At 60.7% G+C, this 21,355-nt stretch carries 10 protein-coding genes and 1 tRNA gene; 9 read left to right on the top strand and 2 right to left on the bottom strand.

Going from position 1 to position 21,355, the window contains the following annotated elements:
- Positions 1-123 precede the first annotated feature (123 nt).
- Positions 124-441: a hypothetical protein gene (locus tag ACE3OA_RS18580; RefSeq protein WP_374313509.1), complete on the top strand. Its 318-nt coding sequence runs from the start codon at positions 124-126 to the stop codon at positions 439-441.
- A gap of 45 nt (positions 442-486) precedes the next feature.
- Here the strand turns inward: ACE3OA_RS18580 and ACE3OA_RS18575 are convergent, their stop codons facing one another.
- On the bottom strand, positions 487-813 hold the full coding sequence (locus ACE3OA_RS18575) for a hypothetical protein (RefSeq protein ID WP_374313507.1): 327 nt from the start codon (positions 811-813) through the stop codon (positions 487-489).
- Between the two features lie 249 nt (positions 814-1,062).
- Here ACE3OA_RS18575 and ACE3OA_RS18570 point away from each other — a divergent pair, with 249 nt between their 5' ends.
- From ACE3OA_RS18570 to ACE3OA_RS18550, 5 genes are all read left to right on the top strand, one after another.
- Positions 1,063-1,713, top strand: coding sequence for a ribbon-helix-helix domain-containing protein (locus ACE3OA_RS18570; RefSeq protein ID WP_374313505.1), 651 nt, complete (start codon positions 1,063-1,065; stop codon positions 1,711-1,713).
- Between the two features lie 282 nt (positions 1,714-1,995).
- Positions 1,996-12,510 (top strand): DUF5801 repeats-in-toxin domain-containing protein, encoded by a 10,515-nt coding sequence (locus ACE3OA_RS18565; RefSeq protein ID WP_374313503.1) that lies wholly within the window; start codon positions 1,996-1,998, stop codon positions 12,508-12,510.
- A gap of 351 nt (positions 12,511-12,861) precedes the next feature.
- A complete protein-coding gene (locus tag ACE3OA_RS18560; protein WP_374313501.1) occupies positions 12,862-15,369 on the top strand; it encodes a type I secretion system permease/ATPase in 2,508 nt (835 codons plus the stop codon).
- A gap of 5 nt (positions 15,370-15,374) precedes the next feature.
- Positions 15,375-16,703 (top strand): HlyD family type I secretion periplasmic adaptor subunit, encoded by a 1,329-nt coding sequence (locus ACE3OA_RS18555; protein WP_374313499.1) that lies wholly within the window; start codon positions 15,375-15,377, stop codon positions 16,701-16,703.
- A gap of 148 nt (positions 16,704-16,851) precedes the next feature.
- Positions 16,852-18,240 (top strand): TolC family outer membrane protein, encoded by a 1,389-nt coding sequence (locus ACE3OA_RS18550; protein ID WP_374313496.1) that lies wholly within the window; start codon positions 16,852-16,854, stop codon positions 18,238-18,240.
- A 178-nt stretch (positions 18,241-18,418) separates the two neighbouring features.
- Here the strand turns inward: ACE3OA_RS18550 and ACE3OA_RS18545 are convergent.
- Positions 18,419-18,492, bottom strand: a tRNA-Cys gene (locus tag ACE3OA_RS18545).
- A gap of 302 nt (positions 18,493-18,794) precedes the next feature.
- Between ACE3OA_RS18545 and ACE3OA_RS18540 the strand changes: the two genes are divergently transcribed.
- The 3 genes from ACE3OA_RS18540 to ACE3OA_RS18530 all read left to right on the top strand — a co-directional run bounded on the left by ACE3OA_RS18540 (position 18,795) and on the right by ACE3OA_RS18530 (position 21,250).
- Positions 18,795-19,490: a protein-L-isoaspartate O-methyltransferase gene (locus ACE3OA_RS18540; RefSeq protein WP_374313494.1), complete on the top strand. Its 696-nt coding sequence runs from the start codon at positions 18,795-18,797 to the stop codon at positions 19,488-19,490.
- Positions 19,491-19,497: 7 nt separating this feature from the next.
- Complete coding sequence (locus tag ACE3OA_RS18535; protein ID WP_374313492.1) at positions 19,498-19,830, top strand: rhodanese-like domain-containing protein; 333 nt, start codon at positions 19,498-19,500, stop codon at positions 19,828-19,830.
- Between the two features lie 85 nt (positions 19,831-19,915).
- Positions 19,916-21,250 carry a TolC family outer membrane protein gene (locus ACE3OA_RS18530; RefSeq protein ID WP_374313490.1) on the top strand — a complete coding sequence of 445 codons (1,335 nt, stop codon included), beginning with the start codon at positions 19,916-19,918 and terminating at the stop codon, positions 21,248-21,250.
- The last annotated feature ends 105 nt before the right edge of the window (positions 21,251-21,355 follow it).

Here is a 21,355-nt window from a genome sequence, read left to right as displayed (position 1 = left end):
AATGTAAGAATATAGGAAAATGAGGGGTGGGGCAATTCGGGTTCAGGGATTGCGGGATGGAATCGATTCGATTAGCTTTTATGCAGCATTTTAGGAATTGCAGCGCAAGGGATGAGCGCAGCCATGAGTGACATCGAAACAAATAGCCAAAGTACCGAGGCGATCGACGCTGCGACTCAAGGCGCCGGCGCACAGTTCACGCTCAATCTGGCCGATCTGTTGCCCGATGCGAATGGGGAGATCGTCATCCTTAACGAAGGTGACGACCCCTGCCTGAACATTGTCACCGACCTCCGGCTGCTCGAGAGCGGCATTGCCGAATCGCACGTGACCGATGGCGGTATCGAGGTGAAGGGTCTGCAGTATTGGGTCTTTGAGGACGGCACCAAGCTCTATTATTCGCCTGGCCTCAGCATTTCGGTCGAGCACCAGTTCGTCTGAACCCAGCGCGCTGATCAGGGCTTCTCCGCCTGAAGCAGGCCCGCATCAAGGCAATTCCTGCTCGTCCTCATCACCGCTATCCAGCAATTCCGTGATGGGACTGAGCGACGAACGCAGACGCTTGCGCCGCATCAGCTTGTCCTGCGCGGCGGGGGGGAAATCCGTCAGCATCACGACGTTTTTGCTCAGCAGAATGTCGGTCAGATCCTCATAGACGCGGATCATGTCGAGGTCGGACTGCAACATCGCAGGCTTCTCGCCATGCCCGTTCGCCAGCGCGGCAACGTTATGCTGAACAAATTCCTGAACCGCGGGATGGGTCGGCGGCAGGTATTCTTCTGCCCCAGCACTCATCTCACGGTAGATGGCCATGATCTGGCCATTCCCGTCGCGCATCACAAAAGGCATAACCGAACCCCCAAGGCAGAATGTTTCGCTATTCTAGCCAGTTGCGCCGCTTCGCTGAAAGCGGAAATGAGGCACTAGTCAGCCCCCCCTCATTTGTGTCACACTGCGGTGTGTGGCCATTGTGGGGAGCAGGCCGCGTGCTCGGGCAATTTTTCAACGCACGCTACAGTTCTGTCACAGCCTGATCAGCCAGTAAACGAGGGGTTGCTTCGTATGGAGTTGCAACGTGAATCGACGGCGGCATTGGCGAAGTCGCTGCCGGATCCGAAGCTGGTACATCGCGTCGTTCAATACCGCGGCCGGCGCTATTCGCTGAAGCTTGATCAGGCTTCCTGGGCAGCATTGGAACAGGCGGCCGGGCGTCGCCGGATGCGCCTCAATCAGCTTGTTGACGAGCTTTCGACCGCGACCAACCACGAGGGCAATTTTTCCGCGACCGTTCGCGCCCAATGCCTTGCCGAGTTGAAGCAGCAGATATCCGACCTTGAAGACCGGGTCCGGCAGCAATCCATGTCGGGGCAGGGTGTTTCTGCCTCCTTGATCGCCGATGCCTGTCCGGTGCCGGCGTTCGTCGCCAACGGCCAGAGCGTGATGCTCAAGGCCAACAGTGCTGCGCAAAAGTGGTTGGGGCTGGGCGAATCGGCTCTTGTTGGTAAGCCTCTCGATCAGTATTTCCAGGTAAAATCCTCACTTCCTTTGGGGCAAATTGTCGAGCAGTTTGCGCAGGGTAGAAATCAGGTTTACCCGGCCCGCATCGTCTGTTTGCGCCCGGGTAGGTTGATTATGGCCAAGGCCAACATCTGCCCGATTCTGCGCCGTGCAGAGGGTGATCTCGCTTACGTCTTAATGATTGAAATCGCTTGATTTTGCTCGAAGGAACAAATGCCTCGGACATGAGCAACCGCCGCTTGTAGAAGCTGGTCCGTGACAAAGCGGTGCTTTTACAAGACGCAATTATTCCAAATTTTCCCAAAAAACAAATCTGCGCACACGATCGTATATCGATTGCGACGGAGTGGGCGTTGAGCGTGACCGTCGGCGCTCTTATTGTCTGTTCATCACGCAGGGGGCACGGAATTATTCCGCCTTTCGTGAAATTCTTCCGCCCCTCCCGCCTCCTAGTTAACCGACCGATTGGAGCGAGCCATGGCCACCGACAACACCATCAATCAGACCGAAGCTGCCAACAACGCCTCATCCATCCATGAGAGCGATGTCGAGCAGGCCCACCTGACGCAGTCCGGTACGCCGGTGCAGGTGCAGGTGCCGCAGGGTGAGAATGTCGTGCGGGTCCAGGTGACCCCCGGCGAGACGGTGGAACTGCCTTTCCCGGCCGATGGCCTGGTGGCGCGCCTCGGCGACAACGGCAACCTCGCGGTCAAGGTTGGTGACGTCACGGTTATCTTGGTTGGCTACGCCGATGCGGTCGGGCAGGGTGAAGTCAACATCGTTGGTAACGATGGCAAGCCGGTCGACGTGGCCGCCGTGCTCGCCGCAACCGATCCGAACCTCGACATCCAGACGGCAGCCGGTCCCGGCGCCGGTGACCAGGGCGCTGGCCCGGACAACAACGGCGGCCTCTTCAGCCCGTTCGATCCGCAGGCCGGCATCGGCGGCCTCAATGCCGTCGGCGGCCTCGATCCGACGGCTCTCAACTACAATCTGATCCAGCGTGAGTTCGTTGAACTCATCGAAGCCGATGAGGTCGACACCTCCCCAGTTATTGTCAGCATCCGCCCCGGCAATCCGGTCAACGAAGACGATCTGACCGGCGGCGAAGGTAATGAATCGCTGCAGGCGGCCAAGGAGTATGACGATTTCCCCTCGCATGTGCTCGATGGTCTTAGCGACTCACTCGGCGGCTTGGGTAGCTCCTATTGGGGCCACCCCAATGGCCAGGGTAATGATCCGTTTGACACGAATGACCACGAAGACGGTTCGCAGCAGCCGGGCCTGGACGACAACAATAATGGCATCGACCAGGACCGTGAGCCGACCACCACAACTGCAGTCATCTCAGTCGACTTCTTCGGTGATGTCCCCGGCCATCTGACCTTTGTCAATGGCGGCAGCACGCCGATCATCGACCAACTTCAGGCGATGAACCTGACCTCGCACAGCAATGAATTGCAATATTTGGTTCTGCCGGGCTCGCCGGATACGGACCCTGATCCGAACATCGACAACAGCTACGGCGAGACGCTCGTCGCCTACTATGTCGAAACCTATACTTACGGCGAAGAGACTTACGAGTACGCGACTGTGGTATTTACCATTGGCTTGCGCGAGTATGATGGCTCGGTGAATCCCGTCGACTTCAATATGGATTTCACCATTTACGGCGTTATCGACAACATCCCGGGCGTCAATGATGCCGATGGCGACATCTCCGACATTTTCGACCTCAATGTTCCCTTCTTTGCCGTTGATTCCGATGGCTCGGTAACCGGCGTTCCCGATGGCGCGCTGGTGTTCCAGGACATCGACGACGTGCCGGCGCTCGGTTCTCTCTGCTACGATTGGGTCGATCTCAACGATAACGGTGAAGGCCCAGGCGAGGAAGGACCCAATTGGGCCTACGTCCCGGTCACCGTCCATCCGACTGATACCAGCATCGTTCATGACGAAACGGACGGCGTGCAGGGTGGCGTTGGTGGCCAGCCTGGCGATCCGGATTCCGACCAGGAAACGACGGCTGAAAACGACGTGGATTCTGAATCCAACTCTGGTGTTGCAGATAGCTTGGAAGCGGCCGGCTGGTCTGGCCTACAGCCGATCGGCGCTGCGCAGACTTGGCTCAACGTCAGCTTCGGCGCCGACGGCAAGGCCGGTAATTGGCAAGAAGGCGAAGGCGGCAATTGGCAATATGTCGGTAACAAAGAGGCCGGCGAGACGGTGTTTACCGGCGACGGCAATGCCAATGCGACCGCCTACCAGCTTTATGTCGGCTCGGCCGATGCGCCGCTGACCGCGGGCGCCACCAATTGGACCGTGACGATCGACGGCGTCGAAGTCACCGTGCGCGCCATTCAGATCGATGCGAATACCATCATTGGTGTCGCCAATCCGGGCGACGTTGACGGCGACGGCGAACTCGACAATCAGGGCGGCGATCAGGCGATTGCCGTTGAGGACGTCGCCGAGAATGGCGACGTGCCGGTGTTCGTGCTGCATCTCGACCCGAGTTCGGGCGAGCTGACGATGGTTCAGCTGCACCAGATCAATCAGGGCGATCCGACCAATGCCGACGACATGACGCCGCCGCTGGTGGTGTTCAGCGAAGGTGATGCGGGCGGTATTGTTCTTGAAGACAATTTCGACACGCTTGATGCCTGGACTGTCCTCGGTAGTGGCAATGCCGAGATCGTGGGCCACATTGGCACCATCGATGGCCAGCCGGATCCCGACAATCAGGCGCTATTGATTGCCTCTGGCGAAGGCGGCGAGGGTGGTTCGTCGGCCGGAGATATCGAATCCTTTTTCGGGCTGTCGAGCGGTGCGCTTGCTGCTCTGGTCGATGATGGCGATCCCAGCAATGACAACATGAATGACGGCGACCCGTCGGATGATAGCGAAGAACCGACGGACGGCACGGCGATCAAGCAAATCGTCAATGTGACCGCCGGGGACACGCTGACCGTGAAGTTCAATTTCCTCGAGAACGAGAGCGACGGCGGCGAAGGCGGCACCAGCCCCTTCTACCAGGACTTCGCGTTCATCGTGGTTGGGGGAGAGGTCTTCCTGCTTAGCGATGTGGGCTTGGCGAACAATGGGTCCGGTGCCAGCAACGGCTTCTTCAGCTGGGATGAAGAATCTGGCTACCTGACCTTTACCTACACGTTCACGACGGATGGTCCGACGCAGATCGGTTTCGGCGTCATGAACGAGGATGACGAAGATGTCGATCCGGGTCTGTTGATCGATCATATGACCATCGTGCATGAAGACACGACGCCGGAATCGATCAACTTCCGCGGCACCGACTATGACGGCGACCATGTCGATGCGCCGCTGGTCGTTCGCGTGCAGGATGACGGCCCGACGGTTGAATGCAATGCCCTGGTGCAGTTGGACGACGACGCGCTTGCCAACGGCAACCCCGGTGGCGTGGGCGACGTGGTGCCGGATACGGCCAACCTGACCGGCACGCTGTCGCACAATTACGGGACCGATGTCCCGGGAACGACGCTGCTGACCGGCGCAACATTCCCGGCTGGCATGGGCTTCAGCTCGGCCGTCAGCAATGGCGGCACGACGCTGATCATCTCGCAGAACGGTGTCGAGGTGCTCAAGGTAGAGCTCAGCGACGACGAAAGCGGCAATTACACGGTCACCCAGCTGGCGGCGATCAAGCATGCCGACGGCGACGATGAAAACAATCTCGACATCACCATCAACTACCAGGTGAAAGATGTCGACAACGACACCGCAAATGGCACATTGAAGATCAATGTGGACGACGACACCCCCGTCTTCGTCGATTGCGAGTGCGACAACCTGCTGGTCAACGGCAGCTTCGAGAGCCCGGACGTCAACCCCGGCAATTATGGCATCTTCAAGAACATCGACGGCTGGAGCTCGACCTCCGGCGACGGCATCGAGATCCAGGACCATGCCGCCGGCAATCCGCAGGATGGCCAGCAACTGGTGGAGCTCGACTCCAACAACAACTCGAACATCATCCAAGACGTTACGACCCAGGACGGCAACTTCTATGACCTTAGCGTCTGGTATACCCCGCGCGTCGGCGACACCTCGACCGACGGCATTGAAGTCTGGTTCGATGGCAAGTTGATCGCGACCCTCGATGGCAATGGCCAGACCCCGGGCCAGTGGGTGAAATTCACTTACCAAGTTCAGGCGGGCGAAGGCGACGGCACGCCGGATCTCTCGCGGCTCGAGTTCCGTGCGGTCGGTAAGAGTGACAGCCTGGGCGGGTATATCGACAACGTCTCGCTGTGCAAGGTGAACACGCTTAACGAAGACGATCTCGCCAATGGCAGCGACTTCTCGAAGGAGAGCCTGACGGTTTCCGGCGCCACCGGCGTCAAGTTCGGTGCCGACGGTCCGGCTGAGAATGCCTTCAGCAATCTCAGCCTCGGTAATGCGCTGACGTCGATGGGCTTTGCCGTGACGCTCGGCCAGCCCGACGCCAACGGCGTCGCCATGGCGACGTCGAGCGATGGCCGCGATGTCTTCAAGGTCGAATTCACAAAGACCGATGGTAAGTACGACGGCAACTTCAAGCTGACTCTGATCGACCAGCTCGATCACCCGGCTGGCAATGGTGAAAACACGACAGACATCGTCGTCAACTTCACCGCGACCGACAGCGACAATGACAGCGTCAATGGCCACCTGTCGGTGACCGTGATCGACGATCTGCCTTGCGCCTGGATCAGCGAGTGCCACACCGACAACGTCACCATCGACGAAACGAAGTGGCTGCAGAACGACGACAATTGGAATCACTTGGCGCCGCAAGCTTTCAAGGATCTCGGTTCGATCATCGCTTGGGGTGAATCGGGCAACCCGGTTGTGACCTTCGGCGGCGACGCCAATGCCGACGAGCCGGCCTCGATCGTCTTGACGCTCAAGACGACCAATGGCACTGACTCCGGCATCACCAACCTCAATGGCGATGCTATCCTGCTCTACAACGAGGGTGATCTGGTGGTTGGTCGTGTCGGTGGCCCGGCCGGTCCGGTAGCCTTCGCGCTGTCAATCGATCAGGATGGTGAAGTCTCGGTTGCGCAGTACATCCCGCTGAAGCACCCGGATACCAACGACAACGATGAAGGCATCAGCCTCAATGACGGCGCCCTGCAGGCGGTTGTCACGGTGACAGACTTCGACCAGGACGTGGCCTCGAAGTCGGTGGATATCGGCTCGAAGGTCACCTTCGAGGATGATGGTCCCAAGGTGCAGTGCGTCGAGTACACCAGCTACTTCAAGTTCTTCGGCCATGACGTCGGTTATGGTTCTGATGTCGCCATCGTCGACGAAGACTGGATCAACAAGGGTAACCAGGACGCCGATGGTTCCTGGCCGACCAACAGCGATCTCGTCGGTCTCAGCTATGCGACCGGCAAGGTCAATGTTGATTTCGGTGCCGACGGCAATGGCGGCTTCGCGATCAAGTTGCTGGCCCAGGACATGTCGGCGGGCGTGCTGCGCTCGTCGGACAATGCCCCGGTCTTCCTGCACCAGAACAGCGCTGGCGAAGTGGTCGGCTATGTCGGTGGCGACCCGAGCGACCCGGCCAACATCGTGTTCAAGCTCACGCTGGATACGAATACGGGCGATTTCCGCTTCGATCTCTACCAGGCGCTCGAGCACGGTCATCCGGGCAACGAGAACAACGACAATGCTAACGACATCGACCTCGGCTTCACCATCGGCGCCAAGGACGGCGACGGCGACGAAGTCACGGCCGGTATCGTGGTGCGCGTCGATGACGACAGCCCCGACGGCTTCGAAGTCAAGTTCTACAACAAGCAGGGCGACGACAATGAGGTGAAGGAATCCGGTATCGCCAGCGACAGCGGCGACGATACCACCTTCTATCTCGATTTCGGCTTCTTCGGCGGCGTCGGTGCCGACCAGCCGGGCACGACCACGCTCAGCCTCGACACGGCCATCACCAACCTCGCTGGCGAAGCCATCGTGCTGGTCGATAATGGTGCGGGCGGCTACAACGGCGTAAACGTCAACAATCCGGGCGACGTCTACTTCACCGTCACGAAGAACGGCAACGGTTCGTTCACCTTCGACATGGTGCAGTCGATCAAGCACGACAATCCGGGCAGCGACAACAAGACGGTCAACTTCACTGCGACGGTAACGGATTCGGATGGCGACAGCTCGTGCGACAGCTTCTCCATCAAGATCAAGGACGACGTTCCGTCCGACATTGAGGTCCGCGGCAACAATGCCAAGGTCGACGAAGATTTCCTGACCACGGCGACCAACTTCGCCAACGGCCAGCAGGACAACGATACCAACCCGGACAATGGTGAAAACGCCGCCAGCAATGGCGACGGTCCGAACGGCACGACGGCCGGTGGTTCGCTGGCAGTCAATTTCGGTGCCGATGGCGGTTCGCTGTCCCTCACCAGCGTTTCGGTGAAGAACAGCAAGGGCGACACCGTCAATCTCAGCAACCTCACGACTGCTGACGGCGTCAAGGTCGATGTGACCGTGAGCAACGGACAGATCGTCGGCGTCCGCCACGACAACCCGAACGTCAAGGTCTTCGAACTGGTGCTGACCCCGACCGCCGGTGGCGCCGACTGGGCCTTCACGCTCTATCAGGCGCTGAAGCATCCCTTCAACGATGCCAACAACCAGAACAACGGTCCGGAAACCCGCTACGAAGACAACCTGAACTTCGAATTCGGCGTCAAGGCGACCGACGGTGACGGCGACACCAAGACCGCGACCATCAAGGTTACGGTCGATGACGACGCGCCCACAGCTTGCTGTGTCGAAGGCGACATCGATGAACCGTCGCAAACCGCGATTGTCGATGCGGGTCATGTGACCGTCAATCCGGGCAACTACCCGGCTCAGTCGGGCCTGATCGAGATCCGCGTCTCGGTTCCGGGCGATGCTGGTGCCACGCTCAACGAGAACGAGAACCTGCCGGGTGTGCCGGGCTTTGGCATCACCTCCTCGGTCGATGGTGGCAGCGGCTCGCGCTATAACGAGATCAACTATCTCGGCAACGGCGAAGCAGGCGACACCACGTCGGAAGTCATGATCTTCGAGCTGCAGAACAACGCAGGCGAAGCTGCCGAAGGCAAGTGGGCGACCTCGGCGGATGTCGAGATCAACGTCTTCTACTCGACCGAAGGTACAGTCGGTAACGAAGTCGGTTCCTACAGCCTCTACAAGGACGGCGTCCTTGTGGCCGGTCCGACCAATTTCGTCGCGACCAGCACCAGCGGCAACTTCAACCTGCACATCGACGGTCCGGCCGGCGGCTTCGACGAGATCCGCTTCGCGGCTCTCCCGGGCACCACGGACGGCAATGGCAACAATGCCGGCGACAGCTCCGACTACAATGTAAAGCAGGTCACGCTGAACCTGGTCGAGGAAGTGCTCCTGCCGACCGAAATCGCTGGGACCATTTGCGCCGATTTCGGTGCCGATGGCGCCGGCGACATCGCCTTCATCACCACGGGCGATAGCGGCTACGACCACAATGGCATCAGCATCATCAACTCGCTGGCTGATGGCGGCAACACCATCATCGGCAAGGCCGGTGACGAGGTGATCTGGAAGATCACGCTCAACGACCAAACCAAGGAGTACGACTTCGAGCTTTACGGCAAGATCGATGGCAACGAGGACGCCGTGCTGCACTTCGACACCAAGGTGACCGATGCCGACGGCGATTATGTCAACGGCTGCGTCACCATCACGGTCGACAGCAACGACGTGCCCACGCTGACCATCGGCTACGACCAGGAGCTTCAGACCAACACTGGCCTCGTCGACGAGGACTTCGTGGGTGGCGGCAACCAGGATCTGCCGGCTCCGTCCGTCGGTGACGACATCGGAAGCACCAGCGCCAGCTGCTCGGGCACCTACAATGCCGACTTCCTTGGCGATGCTCCAGGCACGGTTGCCCTGGCGGCGGGCGAAGGCTCCGACACGGGCGTCAACAACCTGGCCGGCGGCAACATCCTGTGGCATGTCGTCAGCGCGACCTCGATCGTCGGCTACCTCGAAGGGACCGACCCGACCGATCCGGCGAACCAGTACTTCACGCTGACTCTCTCGGGCCTGAACCCCAGCAATGACGGCGATGGCACCTGGACCTTCACCCTGCTGAAGCCGCTCCAGCACTCCTCGGTCGACACCGAAGACAATCTGGGCCTCAGCGTTCCGGTGCTGGCGACCGACAGCAACAACGACCATGCCTCGGCCTTCATCAACATCCAGATCGACGACGATCTGCCGGTGGCGGTCGATGACGGTCTCACCGCGGTGCCGAGCTTCTCGCAAGGCGGCGGTGCGGAACTGGTGGTTGCGGCCCCGGGCCTGCTCGCCAATGACGATCTCGGCGCCGACGGCGGCAAGATCACCTCGGTGACCTTCAACGGTCAGGAGCACAATCTGAGCAACGGCTCGGTGACTGTCTCGACGCCGCATGGCGATCTGACCGTCAACGAGGACGGCTCCTGGAGCTTCAACCAGACCTCGCAGGACGTCGATCCGCACACCTACGACTTCTCGTACAAGGTGACGGACGGCGACGGCGACACGGACAGCGCGGACTTCTCGGTCAGCGTTCACCAGGAAGCCGATATCGCGCCGATCAACTACAACGACGCCAACTCGGGCGACGAGAACGGTGCGCAGCAGAACAACGTCATGATCATCCTCGACCGTTCCGGCTCGATGGATGACGTCGTCGGCGGCAATGGCGAGACGCGTCTCGACCTGGCCCGTGCGGCGATCGAGAACCTGCTCAACAAGTATGACCAGCTCGGCGACGTGAAGGTCTTGGTTGTGCAGTTCGCTACAGACGGCCAGCGCATGGACTTCTGGGGCACACCTGCAGAGGCGATGAACTACATCAACAGCAACGACCCGGCAGGCCAGAACACCAGCTATGAGGACGCCGTGTCCTTCGGTGGTGCGGGTCTTGCCGACAATGACGGCAAGATCCCCGGTGCGCCGACCACGGTCTACTTCCTCTCGGATGGTACGCCGACGGTCGACGGTGACTCGGGCAATGACCACTCGCTCACCGGCGCTCAGAAGACGGCGTGGGACAATGCGCTTGAGAGCAACGGCGTGACCAAGGTCTACGCGGTTGGTGTCGGCCCGGGCCTCGACGCATCGGATCAGGATCTGATCGATGTCGCAAATCCGGACGGCAACAACAATCCGGTCAACGAAGTGATCATTGTGACCAACGAGAACGACCTCGCGGCCGAACTCGAAGGCACGATCGGTGCCGGCGACATCACCGGCAACGTGCTGACGGGTGTCGACACGTCCGGTGTGGGTGACAATGGTGTGGCTGACACGACCCCGGATGCCAACGGCAACGGTGCCAACCACATCTATACCCTCTCGCATGACGGCAACGGCAGCGCGTTCGACGTCGCCTTTAGCTGGGATGGTGTCTCGGCCAATGCGCTCTCGGTCGGCGGTGCCGGTACGAACGTCTCGATCGTGGGCCATGTGGTCAGCTTCGATACCGAGTTCGGTCGCATGGTCTTCAACATGGAGACCGGTGGTTACACCTTCACCCCGGGCTCGGTCACTCAGACACAGAACGTCGTGTTCCATTACGGCACGAAGGATGCGGATGGCGACGTCGATGTCGGTGGTGGCGTGGACGGCGACAACGCGGCGGGCGGTGCCGACCTGGTCATCACGATCAACAACGTGAACCACGCGCCGGTGGCCAATGATGATGGTGTCATCCTTGGCTCGGAAAACGATCCGATCATTATCGATGTCGCGACGCTGCTCGGCAACGACAGCGATCCCGACAGCGATGCTCTGTCGATCGTGTCCGTCCAGGGTGGTGTCAACGGGACGGCCACACTGATCAACGGCAACACTCAGGTGCAGTTCGTCCCGAACCCCAACTACCACGGTCCGGCCAGCTTCCAGTACACGATGCAGGACAGCTTCGGGCTTACGGCAGTGGCGGCGGTCAACCTGTCGATTGTGTCTGACAACTTGGCGCCGGAAGCTGGCAATGACAACATTATCACCAGCAACTCCGGTGGCTTCACGGTGCCGGACGCCTGGTTGCTCCGGAACGACGACGACGCAGAAACTCCCTCGAGCCTTAGCATCTCGGGTGTTGCTGCCGGGAGCGGTCAGTCGGGCTTCTTCGAAAGCAGCACGCCGAGCCATAACGGTGGCAATGACACGGTCGCAATTGACCTCGACACCCAGTGGAGTGGTATCGGCGACAATTACCTTGATAGTGGTGAATCGACCAACTTCAACTACACGGTCGAAGATCCGGAGGGTGCCAGCGACACGGGGAACGTCAGCGTCAAATATGTGTCGACGTCGAGCGGCTTTGGCGGCAACACCACGCTGAACGGCACCAGCAGCGACGATATCATCATTGGTGATGGGACCGGCGAGACACTGAACGGTGGCCAGGGCAATGACATCCTGGTCGGCGGCGGTGGCACCGATACGCTGAATGGTGGCGACGGTGACGACTGGCTAATCTATGATGACAGCGACACCTTCAATGGCGGCAATCACTTCGATACCCTGAAGTTCACTAGCTCTGTTGACCTTAACGTTGACGACGACAGCGCAGACCTCATCAATCGGGTCGATAACATCGAAGCGATCGATCTGCGTAACGGGTCGACGAGCGATGATTTTGGTAACAGTGAGGGTGGCAGCGGGGACAATGCCCTGAGTGCGAACGATGTCATCACCATGACTGATGGCGACAACACGCTCTACATTCTTGGTGACGGCAATGGTGCTGCCGCCGGCGCGGACGATGAAGTTCGACTCTCCGGTAACTGGACTGTTGGTTCGACCTTCACAGCCAACGATCCGACGAACGACGTAATCAATGGCCTCACCTTCACGACCTATACCAATGGCGGGGCAACTCTCTATATCCAGACCACGATCGAGGTCGACAACAACGCCTGACCGATCGAGGAAAATTAGAAGTGGATGGGGCGGTCTTCGGGCCGCCCCTTTATTTTTGGCCGCTCGGATTCGGCCAGTTGTCACCGGCCCTGAAACCTCCAGTTAACCAAATCGGCCTAAGCTCTTGAACCAGCGCGTTTACGGGCAGGGGAGGGGCTGTGGCTTGGCCGGGTGTCGGCGATGGCGGAAATGCTCGCTTTGGTGCGGCGCAACACGCTTTGATACGCCCTGGTGTGGCCTCAGTTCTTTTTTACCCGATACGTGCCCTGGGTCACATAGCACCGCCTTACGCGCCGCCAAAAATATGGTAAAAGGCGCGCCGAACGGTCTGAAAGAATTGGACTTCAGCTGATGTCATCGAGCCCCACCGCCGGCCAGCCCGGCGCCCCCGCCGCCCAAACTTCCAGCGCAACGGCATCTCCGGGTGTGAAGCCGGCACCGGCAGCCGCGGCACCTCAACCAGGGGCGGGTGTGACCAGCGCTGCTACAGGACATTCAACCGCAGCGGGAACACAAGCAGCCGCAGCGCCGACCCAGCCTGCAGCGCAAGCCGGTGGCGGCGGTGCCAAGGGGCCGACCCCGCCCAGCGGTGTACCAGCAGGCGGTACTCCAGCCGGGGCCATCCCGCCCGGCGCCTTGCCGGCCGGCATGAAGCTCAATCCGAACCCGGTCGCCGCGACCACACCGGCGGGTCCGCCGGCGGAATATTCCGGCCCGGCGATGCGCGAAGATCCGCTGCTTTCTTGCCTGGTCATCATGACCCGCATCTTTTCCAACCCGCGCTCGCCCGCGGCCATCTCGCACGGGCTGCCGATTTCGGAAGAGGGGCTGACGCCGGACCTGTTCCTGCGCGCGGCCGACCGCATCGGTCTCGCCGCCCACAAGGTTCGCAAGAAGCTCGACAAGATCGATGCGATGACCCTGCCGGCGGTCCTGCTGCTCAAGGACCGCAAGGCCTGCGTGCTGCTGTCGGCACCGCGCGACGGCAAGGTCGAAGTGGCGACGCCGGACACGATGGACGGCTCGCATTCCATGCCGATCAGCACGCTGGCCGAGCTCTATACGGGGCAGATGCTGGTGGTGCGCCCCAAGATCCGCCTCGACAATCGCAGCTCGGACATGACCGAGGCCAAGGGCCGCAACTGGTTCTGGGCCAACGTTATGCGCTACACGCCGGTCTATCTTGAAGTCATCGTCGCGGCGCTGCTGGTCAATCTCTTCACCATCGGTACCTCGCTCTTCTCGATGCAGGTCTATGACCGCGTCGTTCCCAACAAGGCCGAGGAAACGCTGCTGATGCTGGCGGCCGGCGTGCTGCTGGTCTTCGTCTTCGATTTCGTCCTGCGCACCTTGCGCGCCTATTTCCTCGACATGGCCGGCAAATCGCTCGACCGCAAGGTCTCGTCGGCCCTGTTCCAGCAGATGCTGTCGATGCGCATGGCGTCCGGGCCGCAATCGGCCGGCGCCTTTGCCAGCAACATCCAATCCTATGAATCCTTGCGCGACTTCTTCACCTCGGCGACGCTCTCGGCCATCATCGATCTGCCCTTCGTCTTCATCTTCCTGATCATCGTCTGGGTGATCGCGGGCGAGGTGGCAATCGTGCCGGCCGTGCTGATCCCGATCGTCATCGCGGTCAGCATCCTGGTGCAGTTCCCGATGAAGCGCGCCGTCGAACGCTCCTATCGCGAAAGCGCCCAGAAGCACGCCACCCTGGTCGAAGCCATCAACGGCCTCGACATGATCAAGGCGAGCTCGGCCGAAGGCCAGCTGCAGCGCGACTGGGACGGTTACGTGGCCGCGTCCTCGGAATCGGCCAAGACCTCGCGCTTCTGGTCGACCATCGCGGTCAATTTCGTGATGATGTCGTCGAATCTCGCTTTCGCCGGCGTCATCATGGTCGCCTGCTACATGATCTTTACCCATGACCCGGCCTCGAACAGCCCGGCGCTCACCACCGGCGCGATGGTTGCCGCCTCGATGCTGACCAGCCGCGCCATGGCGCCCCTGGGCCAGATCGCCGGCCTCATCGTGCGCTTCCATCAATCCTGGACCTCGCTGCAGGGCCTCAACCGCATGATGGCGCTGCCCATCGAGCGGCCGCATGGCAAGGTCTTCCTGCGCCGCCCGATCATCGAAGGCGCCATCGAGTTCCGCAACGTCCAGTTCAAATATCCCAATGCCCAGGTGCCGGCCCTCGACGGTGTCTCGTTCCGCATCCAGCCGGGCGAGCGAGTCGGCATCGTCGGCCGCATCGGCTCGGGCAAGACCACGATCGAGCGTCTGGTGCTGGGGCTGTTCGAGCCGACCGAGGGCGCCGTGCTGATCGACGGCGTGGATATCCGCCAGCTCGATCCGACCGATCTCAGGCAGAGTGTCGGCTGCGTGCTGCAGGACCCGCATCTTTTCTTCGGCTCGGTCAAGGACAACATCACCTTCGGCGCGCCCTATGTCGACGAAGACTCGGTCATTCGCGCCGCGACCCTGGCCGGCGTCGACCAGTTCGTCCGCCAGCACCCATCCGGCTACGACATGCCGGTCGGTGAAAACGGGCGCTATCTCTCCGGCGGCCAGCGCCAGTCGGTGGCGGTCGCCCGCGCCATGCTGCTCAATCCGCCGATCCTGCTGCTCGACGAGCCGACCAGCTCGATGGACAATTCGACCGAGAACGCCTTCAAGGCGCGGCTCGGCGAAATCAGCAGCGGCAAGACCATGTTGCTGGTGACGCATCGCAATTCGATGCTGTCGCTGGTCGATCGCCTGATCGTGCTCGACCGCGGCAAGGTCGTCGCCGACGGACCGAAAGCGGGCGTGCTTGACGCGCTCATGAAGGGGCGCATCCGCGCCAATGAAGGCTGACGCATATGTCGATTACCAATAAGGACCTGTGGATCGATCCGGCTGCTTCCGAGAAGGAAGGTACCCGGATGTTCGGTCATTTCCTGCTGCTGGCGATTCTCATTATCGCCGTGGTTTTTGTCGTCTGGTCGAACTATGCCGTGCTGGACGTGATCACGCGCGGCGAAGCCAAGGTCGTGCCATCGAGCCAGACCCAGGTCATCCAGAGCCTCGACGGCGGCATTCTGGAAGAAATGAAGGTGCGTGACGGCCAGACGGTGGAGAAGGGCGAACCGATCCTGATCATCCGCAACGACACGGCGGTCGCAAGCCTCGCCGAGCTGACCCAGCGTTATTACATCGCCCAGGCCGCCATCACCCGCCTGCAGGCGGAGATCGACGGCACGAAATCGGTCGACGACATCAAATTCCCGGCCGATCTGGTGGCAAAATATCCCGAGAAGGTTGCAGCCGAGAAGGGCCAGTTCACCGTCCGGCAGATGCAGCTCCGCTCGCAGCAGGCGACCCTCAACGACGAAGTCGCGCAGCGCCAACAGGAAGTGCGCGCCATCGATACCAAGATCAAATCGGCCCGCAGCCTGATCGGTACGGCGCAGAAGCGCCTCGACAACCTCATCAAGCTGCGCGCCGCCGGCGGTGCCGGCGAAAACGAGGTGCTGGAAGGCCAGCAGCAGGTGCAGCAGTTCCAGGCCGATATCGAAAACGCCCAGGCTGAGCGTCCGGCGGCCCTCGCGGCCCTGCAGGCGGCGCAATCCAAGATGGCCGAGGCGGTGCAAACCTACCGCGCCCAGGCGGCCCAGGAAATCGCCAAGCACCAGACCGATCTGTCGACGGTTCAGGAATCGATGAAGGATGCCGGCGCCAAGGTGCGCCGGACCGAGGTCCTTTCGCCGGTCAAGGGGACGGTCAAGGACATCAAGATTCGCACTATCGGCGGCGTTATCCAGCCGGCGCAGGACATTATGGAAATTGTCCCGATCGAGGACAATCTTCTCATCGAGGCGAACATCCGTCCCCAGGACCGCGGTTTTATCGCCCCCGGCCAGCCGGCCAAGATCAAGATCACGGCCTATGACTTTTCGATCTATGGCGGCCTCGACGGCACGGTGGAGGATATCAGCGCCGACGCCATCGAGAATGAGAAGAAAGAGTTGTATTTCCGCGTGCGGTTGCGTACTGAAAAGAACTCGTTGATCGGCAAGGAAGGCCAGGATCTGCCGATCATTCCGGGCATGACAGCCTCGGTCGACATCCTGACCGGCAAGAAAACAGTCCTAGAGTATTTGCTGAAGCCGATCCTGAAAGCACGCGAGCAAGCGCTAACGGAAAGGTAAGAAAAAGTTGCTGCATCAATTGGCTAAATCAGGTAAAAGCTTCGAGTGGAATTGCCTTAAAATATGATTAACAGGTAAACTTGTTGTCTTCCCGGTGTCGAATCGACAGAATCAAGTCTGACCGGGATCAGCTTTGGGGGTAGCGAGCATGATTGAAGTTACGCGGACGCGCATCACGAAAGCGCTGCTGCTGGGCGCCGTTGTCGGTACGACCTTCGGCGTTGGCGTGAACGGCGCGCAAGCCATGTCGCTCAAGGAAGCGATCCAGCTTGTTGTGACGACCAACCCGACCGTTGGCGAGCAGGTCAAGAATCGCCGGTCGATCGACCATGAATTGCGCCAGGCGCGCGGTGCGTATCTCCCGCAGATCGATGCCGAATTCAACGCCGGCCCGGAATTCTCGGAAAACGGCGGCGTGGACCATCCGGACGCGACGCTGAACCAGGGGCCGCATGATCACGGCCGCGTCCTGTTCACGCAGAACGCCCAGATCAGCCTGCAGCAGCCGATTTTCGACGGTGGTCGTATCGACAGCGAAGTTGAAAAGCAGATCGGCCGCATCAAGTCGCAGGCCGAGCGCATCCAGGATGAAGCCCAGGTGCAGGGTCTGGAAGCGGCGCGCGTCTATCTCGACGTGCTGCGTCACACCGAGCGCGTGACCAATGCCGAAGAAAACGTTCGCGCCCACGAGGAAATCCTCGGTCTGGTGCAGAAGCGTGCCGAACTCGGCGGCGGCAACATCGCCGACGTCCGTCAGGCCGAAGCCCGTCTTGCCACGGCTCGCTCGAGCCTCATTCAGATCCAGGGCGACCTGCGCAACTCGCAGGCCGAATTCCAGCGCGTGATCGGTCAGCCGGCCACGGATCTGCAGCCGGTCGAAACCGGTTCCGATCTGCCGATCCCGGCGGATGTGGAGCAGTCGGTCGCCCGCGGTCTGCAGGTCAACCCGAAGGTCCTGCTCGAGAAGCATGACATCCAGGTTGCGGAATCGGATCTCGACATCGAACAGTCGGTGTTCTGGCCGCAGGTCGAATTGCAGCTGACCGGCAACACCAGCCAGCATGCCAACGGCCGCGAAGACAACACCTACAACGCGGCTGCACTGGTCAACATCCAGTACAACCTCTATCGCGGCGGCGCGGATATCGCCCGCTCGAAGGAGTTCAAGGAGCATATCAACGAGCAGTTGGAACAGCTCCGCCAGCAAGAGCGTGTCGTCGAAGAAGACGTCCGTGTCTCCTGGGCCGATCGTCAGACCCAGCAGGAAAGCATCGCCAACCTCGAGAAGCAGGTCGATGCCAACCAGCAGACGAAGGACGTCTACCAGCAGCAGTTCGACATCGGCCAGCGCGGCCTGCTCGATCTGCTCGATGCCGCCAACGATCTGTTCCTTTCCAAGGACGATCTGATCTCGGCGCGCGAACTCGAAACCTTCGCCAACTACCGTATCATCGCCGCTCAGGGCGAGCTGGTGCAGTATGTCGGTGCGCAGATGCCGGTTGAAGCGACCCCGGACGAGGTCTCTTACGCCGAGTAATCAATCGATACCCTCGGGTATCTCTACGAAGAACCCCGCAGCAGAGGCTGCGGGGTTTTTTGTTGCGTGGTTTGGCGCGCCGAAACCACTCCGAAAACGGGGTAAAACGGGGTCCACAGCGGACCCATTTCGCCCGCACGGACATGCTGGATGAGGATTTGAGGCCTTTGAGGAAGGTTGGAGGCCCGGGCCGGAATCGAACCGACGTACGAGGATTTGCAGTCCTCTGCATGGCCACTCTGCCACCGGGCCTGCGGGTGCGGGCCGAGCCGCGCCGAAAGGCGAGCGCACGTATAGAGCCTGGAGTGGGGCAGGGTCAAGGGTGTGCAAAGCCTCGGGATCGGTAAAAGTGCGCCCCCCATCTACCTGTTTTGACGCAAGGATTCGTCACCCACGCCAAAAAGGTTAATGGGTGGGATGCGGTGGCTCTGCTTGTCGCAATGCGGCAATGCGGCTATAAACCGACCATGTGGCCGGCACGCTGGAATCGCGTGTCGGCGACCGACGTTCGGCTGGCTTGGTCGGTTTCGGTCTCAGGGATGCAGGGGTAGCAGATGGCGACGGCAGCAACGATGAATTTGGCCGCGAAGGATTACGCAGCGGCGCGGCGCTTCATGGTCGATGGCCAGATTCGCACCAACAAGGTGACGGATGAACGGCTGGTCGAAGCGCTGAGCGATTTACCGCGTGAGCGCTTCGTCGCGCCTGGACTGCAGTCGCGCGCCTATATCGACGACGATCTGCCGATCGGCAATGGGCGCCATCTGATGGAGCCGATGGTGCAGGCGCGCCTGATCCAGACGCTGTATGTGCAGCCGGGCGACAAGGTGCTCGTGGTCGGTGCAGCCGGCGGCTACACAGCGGCCCTGCTGGGGCGGCTGGGCGCCAGTGTCACCGCGCTGGAAAGCGATGCAGCACTCGCTGAGACGGCTCGTGCAGCGTTGGCCGGCCTAAGGGACCGCCTGACCGTCAATGTCGTTACGGGCGCGCTGAAGGATGGACATGCGCAAAGCGGCCCTTTCAATGGGATCTTGCTTGAGGGTGCGGTCGCAGAAGTGCCGGCACGCCTGATCGAGCAGTTAAAGCAGGGTGGCAAGCTGGTAACGGTTCTGCGCGACAGCGAAGCTTCGGTCGGCCGTGCAGTATTGATGACGCGCGCGGATGCTGGTGCCGCGGCCACGCGCATCCTGTTTGATGCCAACACGCCGCTGCTGCCGGGCTTCGAGCGCGCTCCTTCCTTCGCATTCTGACATCCAGATGGCGGACGGCGACGGCGCACAGATAGACGTCAAAAAGCTGCGCGATCTTATCGCGGCTGGCACGGCGATCGACTTGGTCGATGTGCGTGAACCCTGGGAAGTCGAGATCTGTCGCATTGCCGACAGCCGCGCCATTCCATTGGGTGAGTTGCAGCAGCGCAGCAGAGAATTGTCGGCCGAGAGGCCAATGGTCATGATCTGTCATCACGGTATGCGCAGCTTCCATGCTACGCTGTGGCTTCGGCAGAACGGCTTCGACAATGCCGTCAATCTGGCTGGCGGTATCGATGCCTGGGCGCGCGAAATCGAGCCCACCATGGCGCGTTATTGAGTACATCACGAAATCAAGACACTTCGGTAAGAAGGGACGGTTGACGATCATGCAGCGGCGATATCTCGGAAATACGGCAACGGCTATGTTCGCAGTCATGCTGTGTGGGGCTTTCGCGACGCCGGCGTTGGCGGTCGATCTCAATGAAGCGCTGGCGCAGGCCTATGCCGGTAATCCAACCCTCGAAGCAGCCCGTGCGCAATTGCGCGCTGTTGACGAGCGCGTCCCGGAAGCGCTGAGCGGCTGGCGCCCGACCGTCGTCGGCCAGGTTCAAGGCGGCAAGACCTGGATCGAACAGAACACGCCATTGCTGTTGGATCAGAACCTGGAATCGCGCGAATTCGGAGTCACCGTCTCGCAGCCGGTTTTCAGCGGCTTCGAAACGGTGTCGTCGACCTCCGCCGCGGAAAAGCGCGTGCTCTCCGGTCGAGCCAATCTTACGAATACCGAGCAGCAGGTCCTTTTTCAGGCGGTACAGGCCTACATGCAGGTCGTACGTGACCGCGCCGTGCTCGAACTCAATCGGAACAACGAAAATGTGATCGGTCAGCAGCTGCAAGCCACGCGCGATCGCTTCGATGCCGGCGAAGTTACCCGCACCGACGTTGCCCAGGCGGAATCACGCCTGCAGGGCGCCATCGCGGATCGCATCGCTGCGGAAGGCAATCTGACGGCATCGATCGCCGTCTATCGCCAGGTCATCGGCGAAGAGCCGACCGACCTGCAGATGCCGGAGCCGAAATTCGACTTGCCGGCCAGCAAGGATGAGGCCGTGGCGCAGTCGATCAACACACCGACGGTCGTTGCGGCAAAGTTCGCATCGGAAGCGGCCAAGGACGACATCGACGTCGCGTTCTCCGAACTGCTGCCGACGGTGTCGATCGAAGGGTCCTGGACGCGGAGCGAGGAACAGAGCTCGGAAGATCAGTCGAACGATGTGGGCCAGATCCTCGGCGTGCTGCGCGTGCCCCTCTATCAGGCTGGCGCCCCCGATGCGCGGGTTCGCCAATCCAAGCAACTTTACCAACAGACCCGCAGACAGATCGACGAGGCCATCCGTGCCGGTGAGCAGACGGCTGTCGATGCCTGGCAGACCTATGAGACGGCTCTGGCGCAGATCGATTCCTTCAAGGAACAGGTCCGTGCCACCGAAGTCGCACTGGATGGCGTGAAGCAGGAGCAGCAGGTTGGCGCCCGTACCGTGCTCGACGTGCTGGACGCCGAACTGGAAGCGCTCAACGCCAAGGTAAGCTTGGTTCAGGCCCAGACCAATCTGGTGGTCGCCCGCTATCAGGTACTGGCTGCTGTTGGCCGACTGACCGCGACGGACCTGGCGCTCAATGTGGGAGTCTATAACCCCCAGGAGCATTATGATGCCGTTCGCAACAAGTTCATCGGCACCGGGCCGTCGGTGGAATAGAAGGTAGGCCCGCGCGAGGCCGCCTTGAGGGGCTTTGTCGGGCCATATCTAGTGGAACCTGCGCGGCGCTTTCCCATTTCTTGAGAAATACCAATAAAGACGTTA

The sequence above is a fragment of the Dongia sp. genome, from assembly GCF_041906375.1.
Taxonomy (GTDB): Bacteria; Pseudomonadota; Alphaproteobacteria; order Dongiales; family Dongiaceae; genus Dongia.
This window is presented reverse-complemented; position numbering and strand designations above follow the sequence as displayed.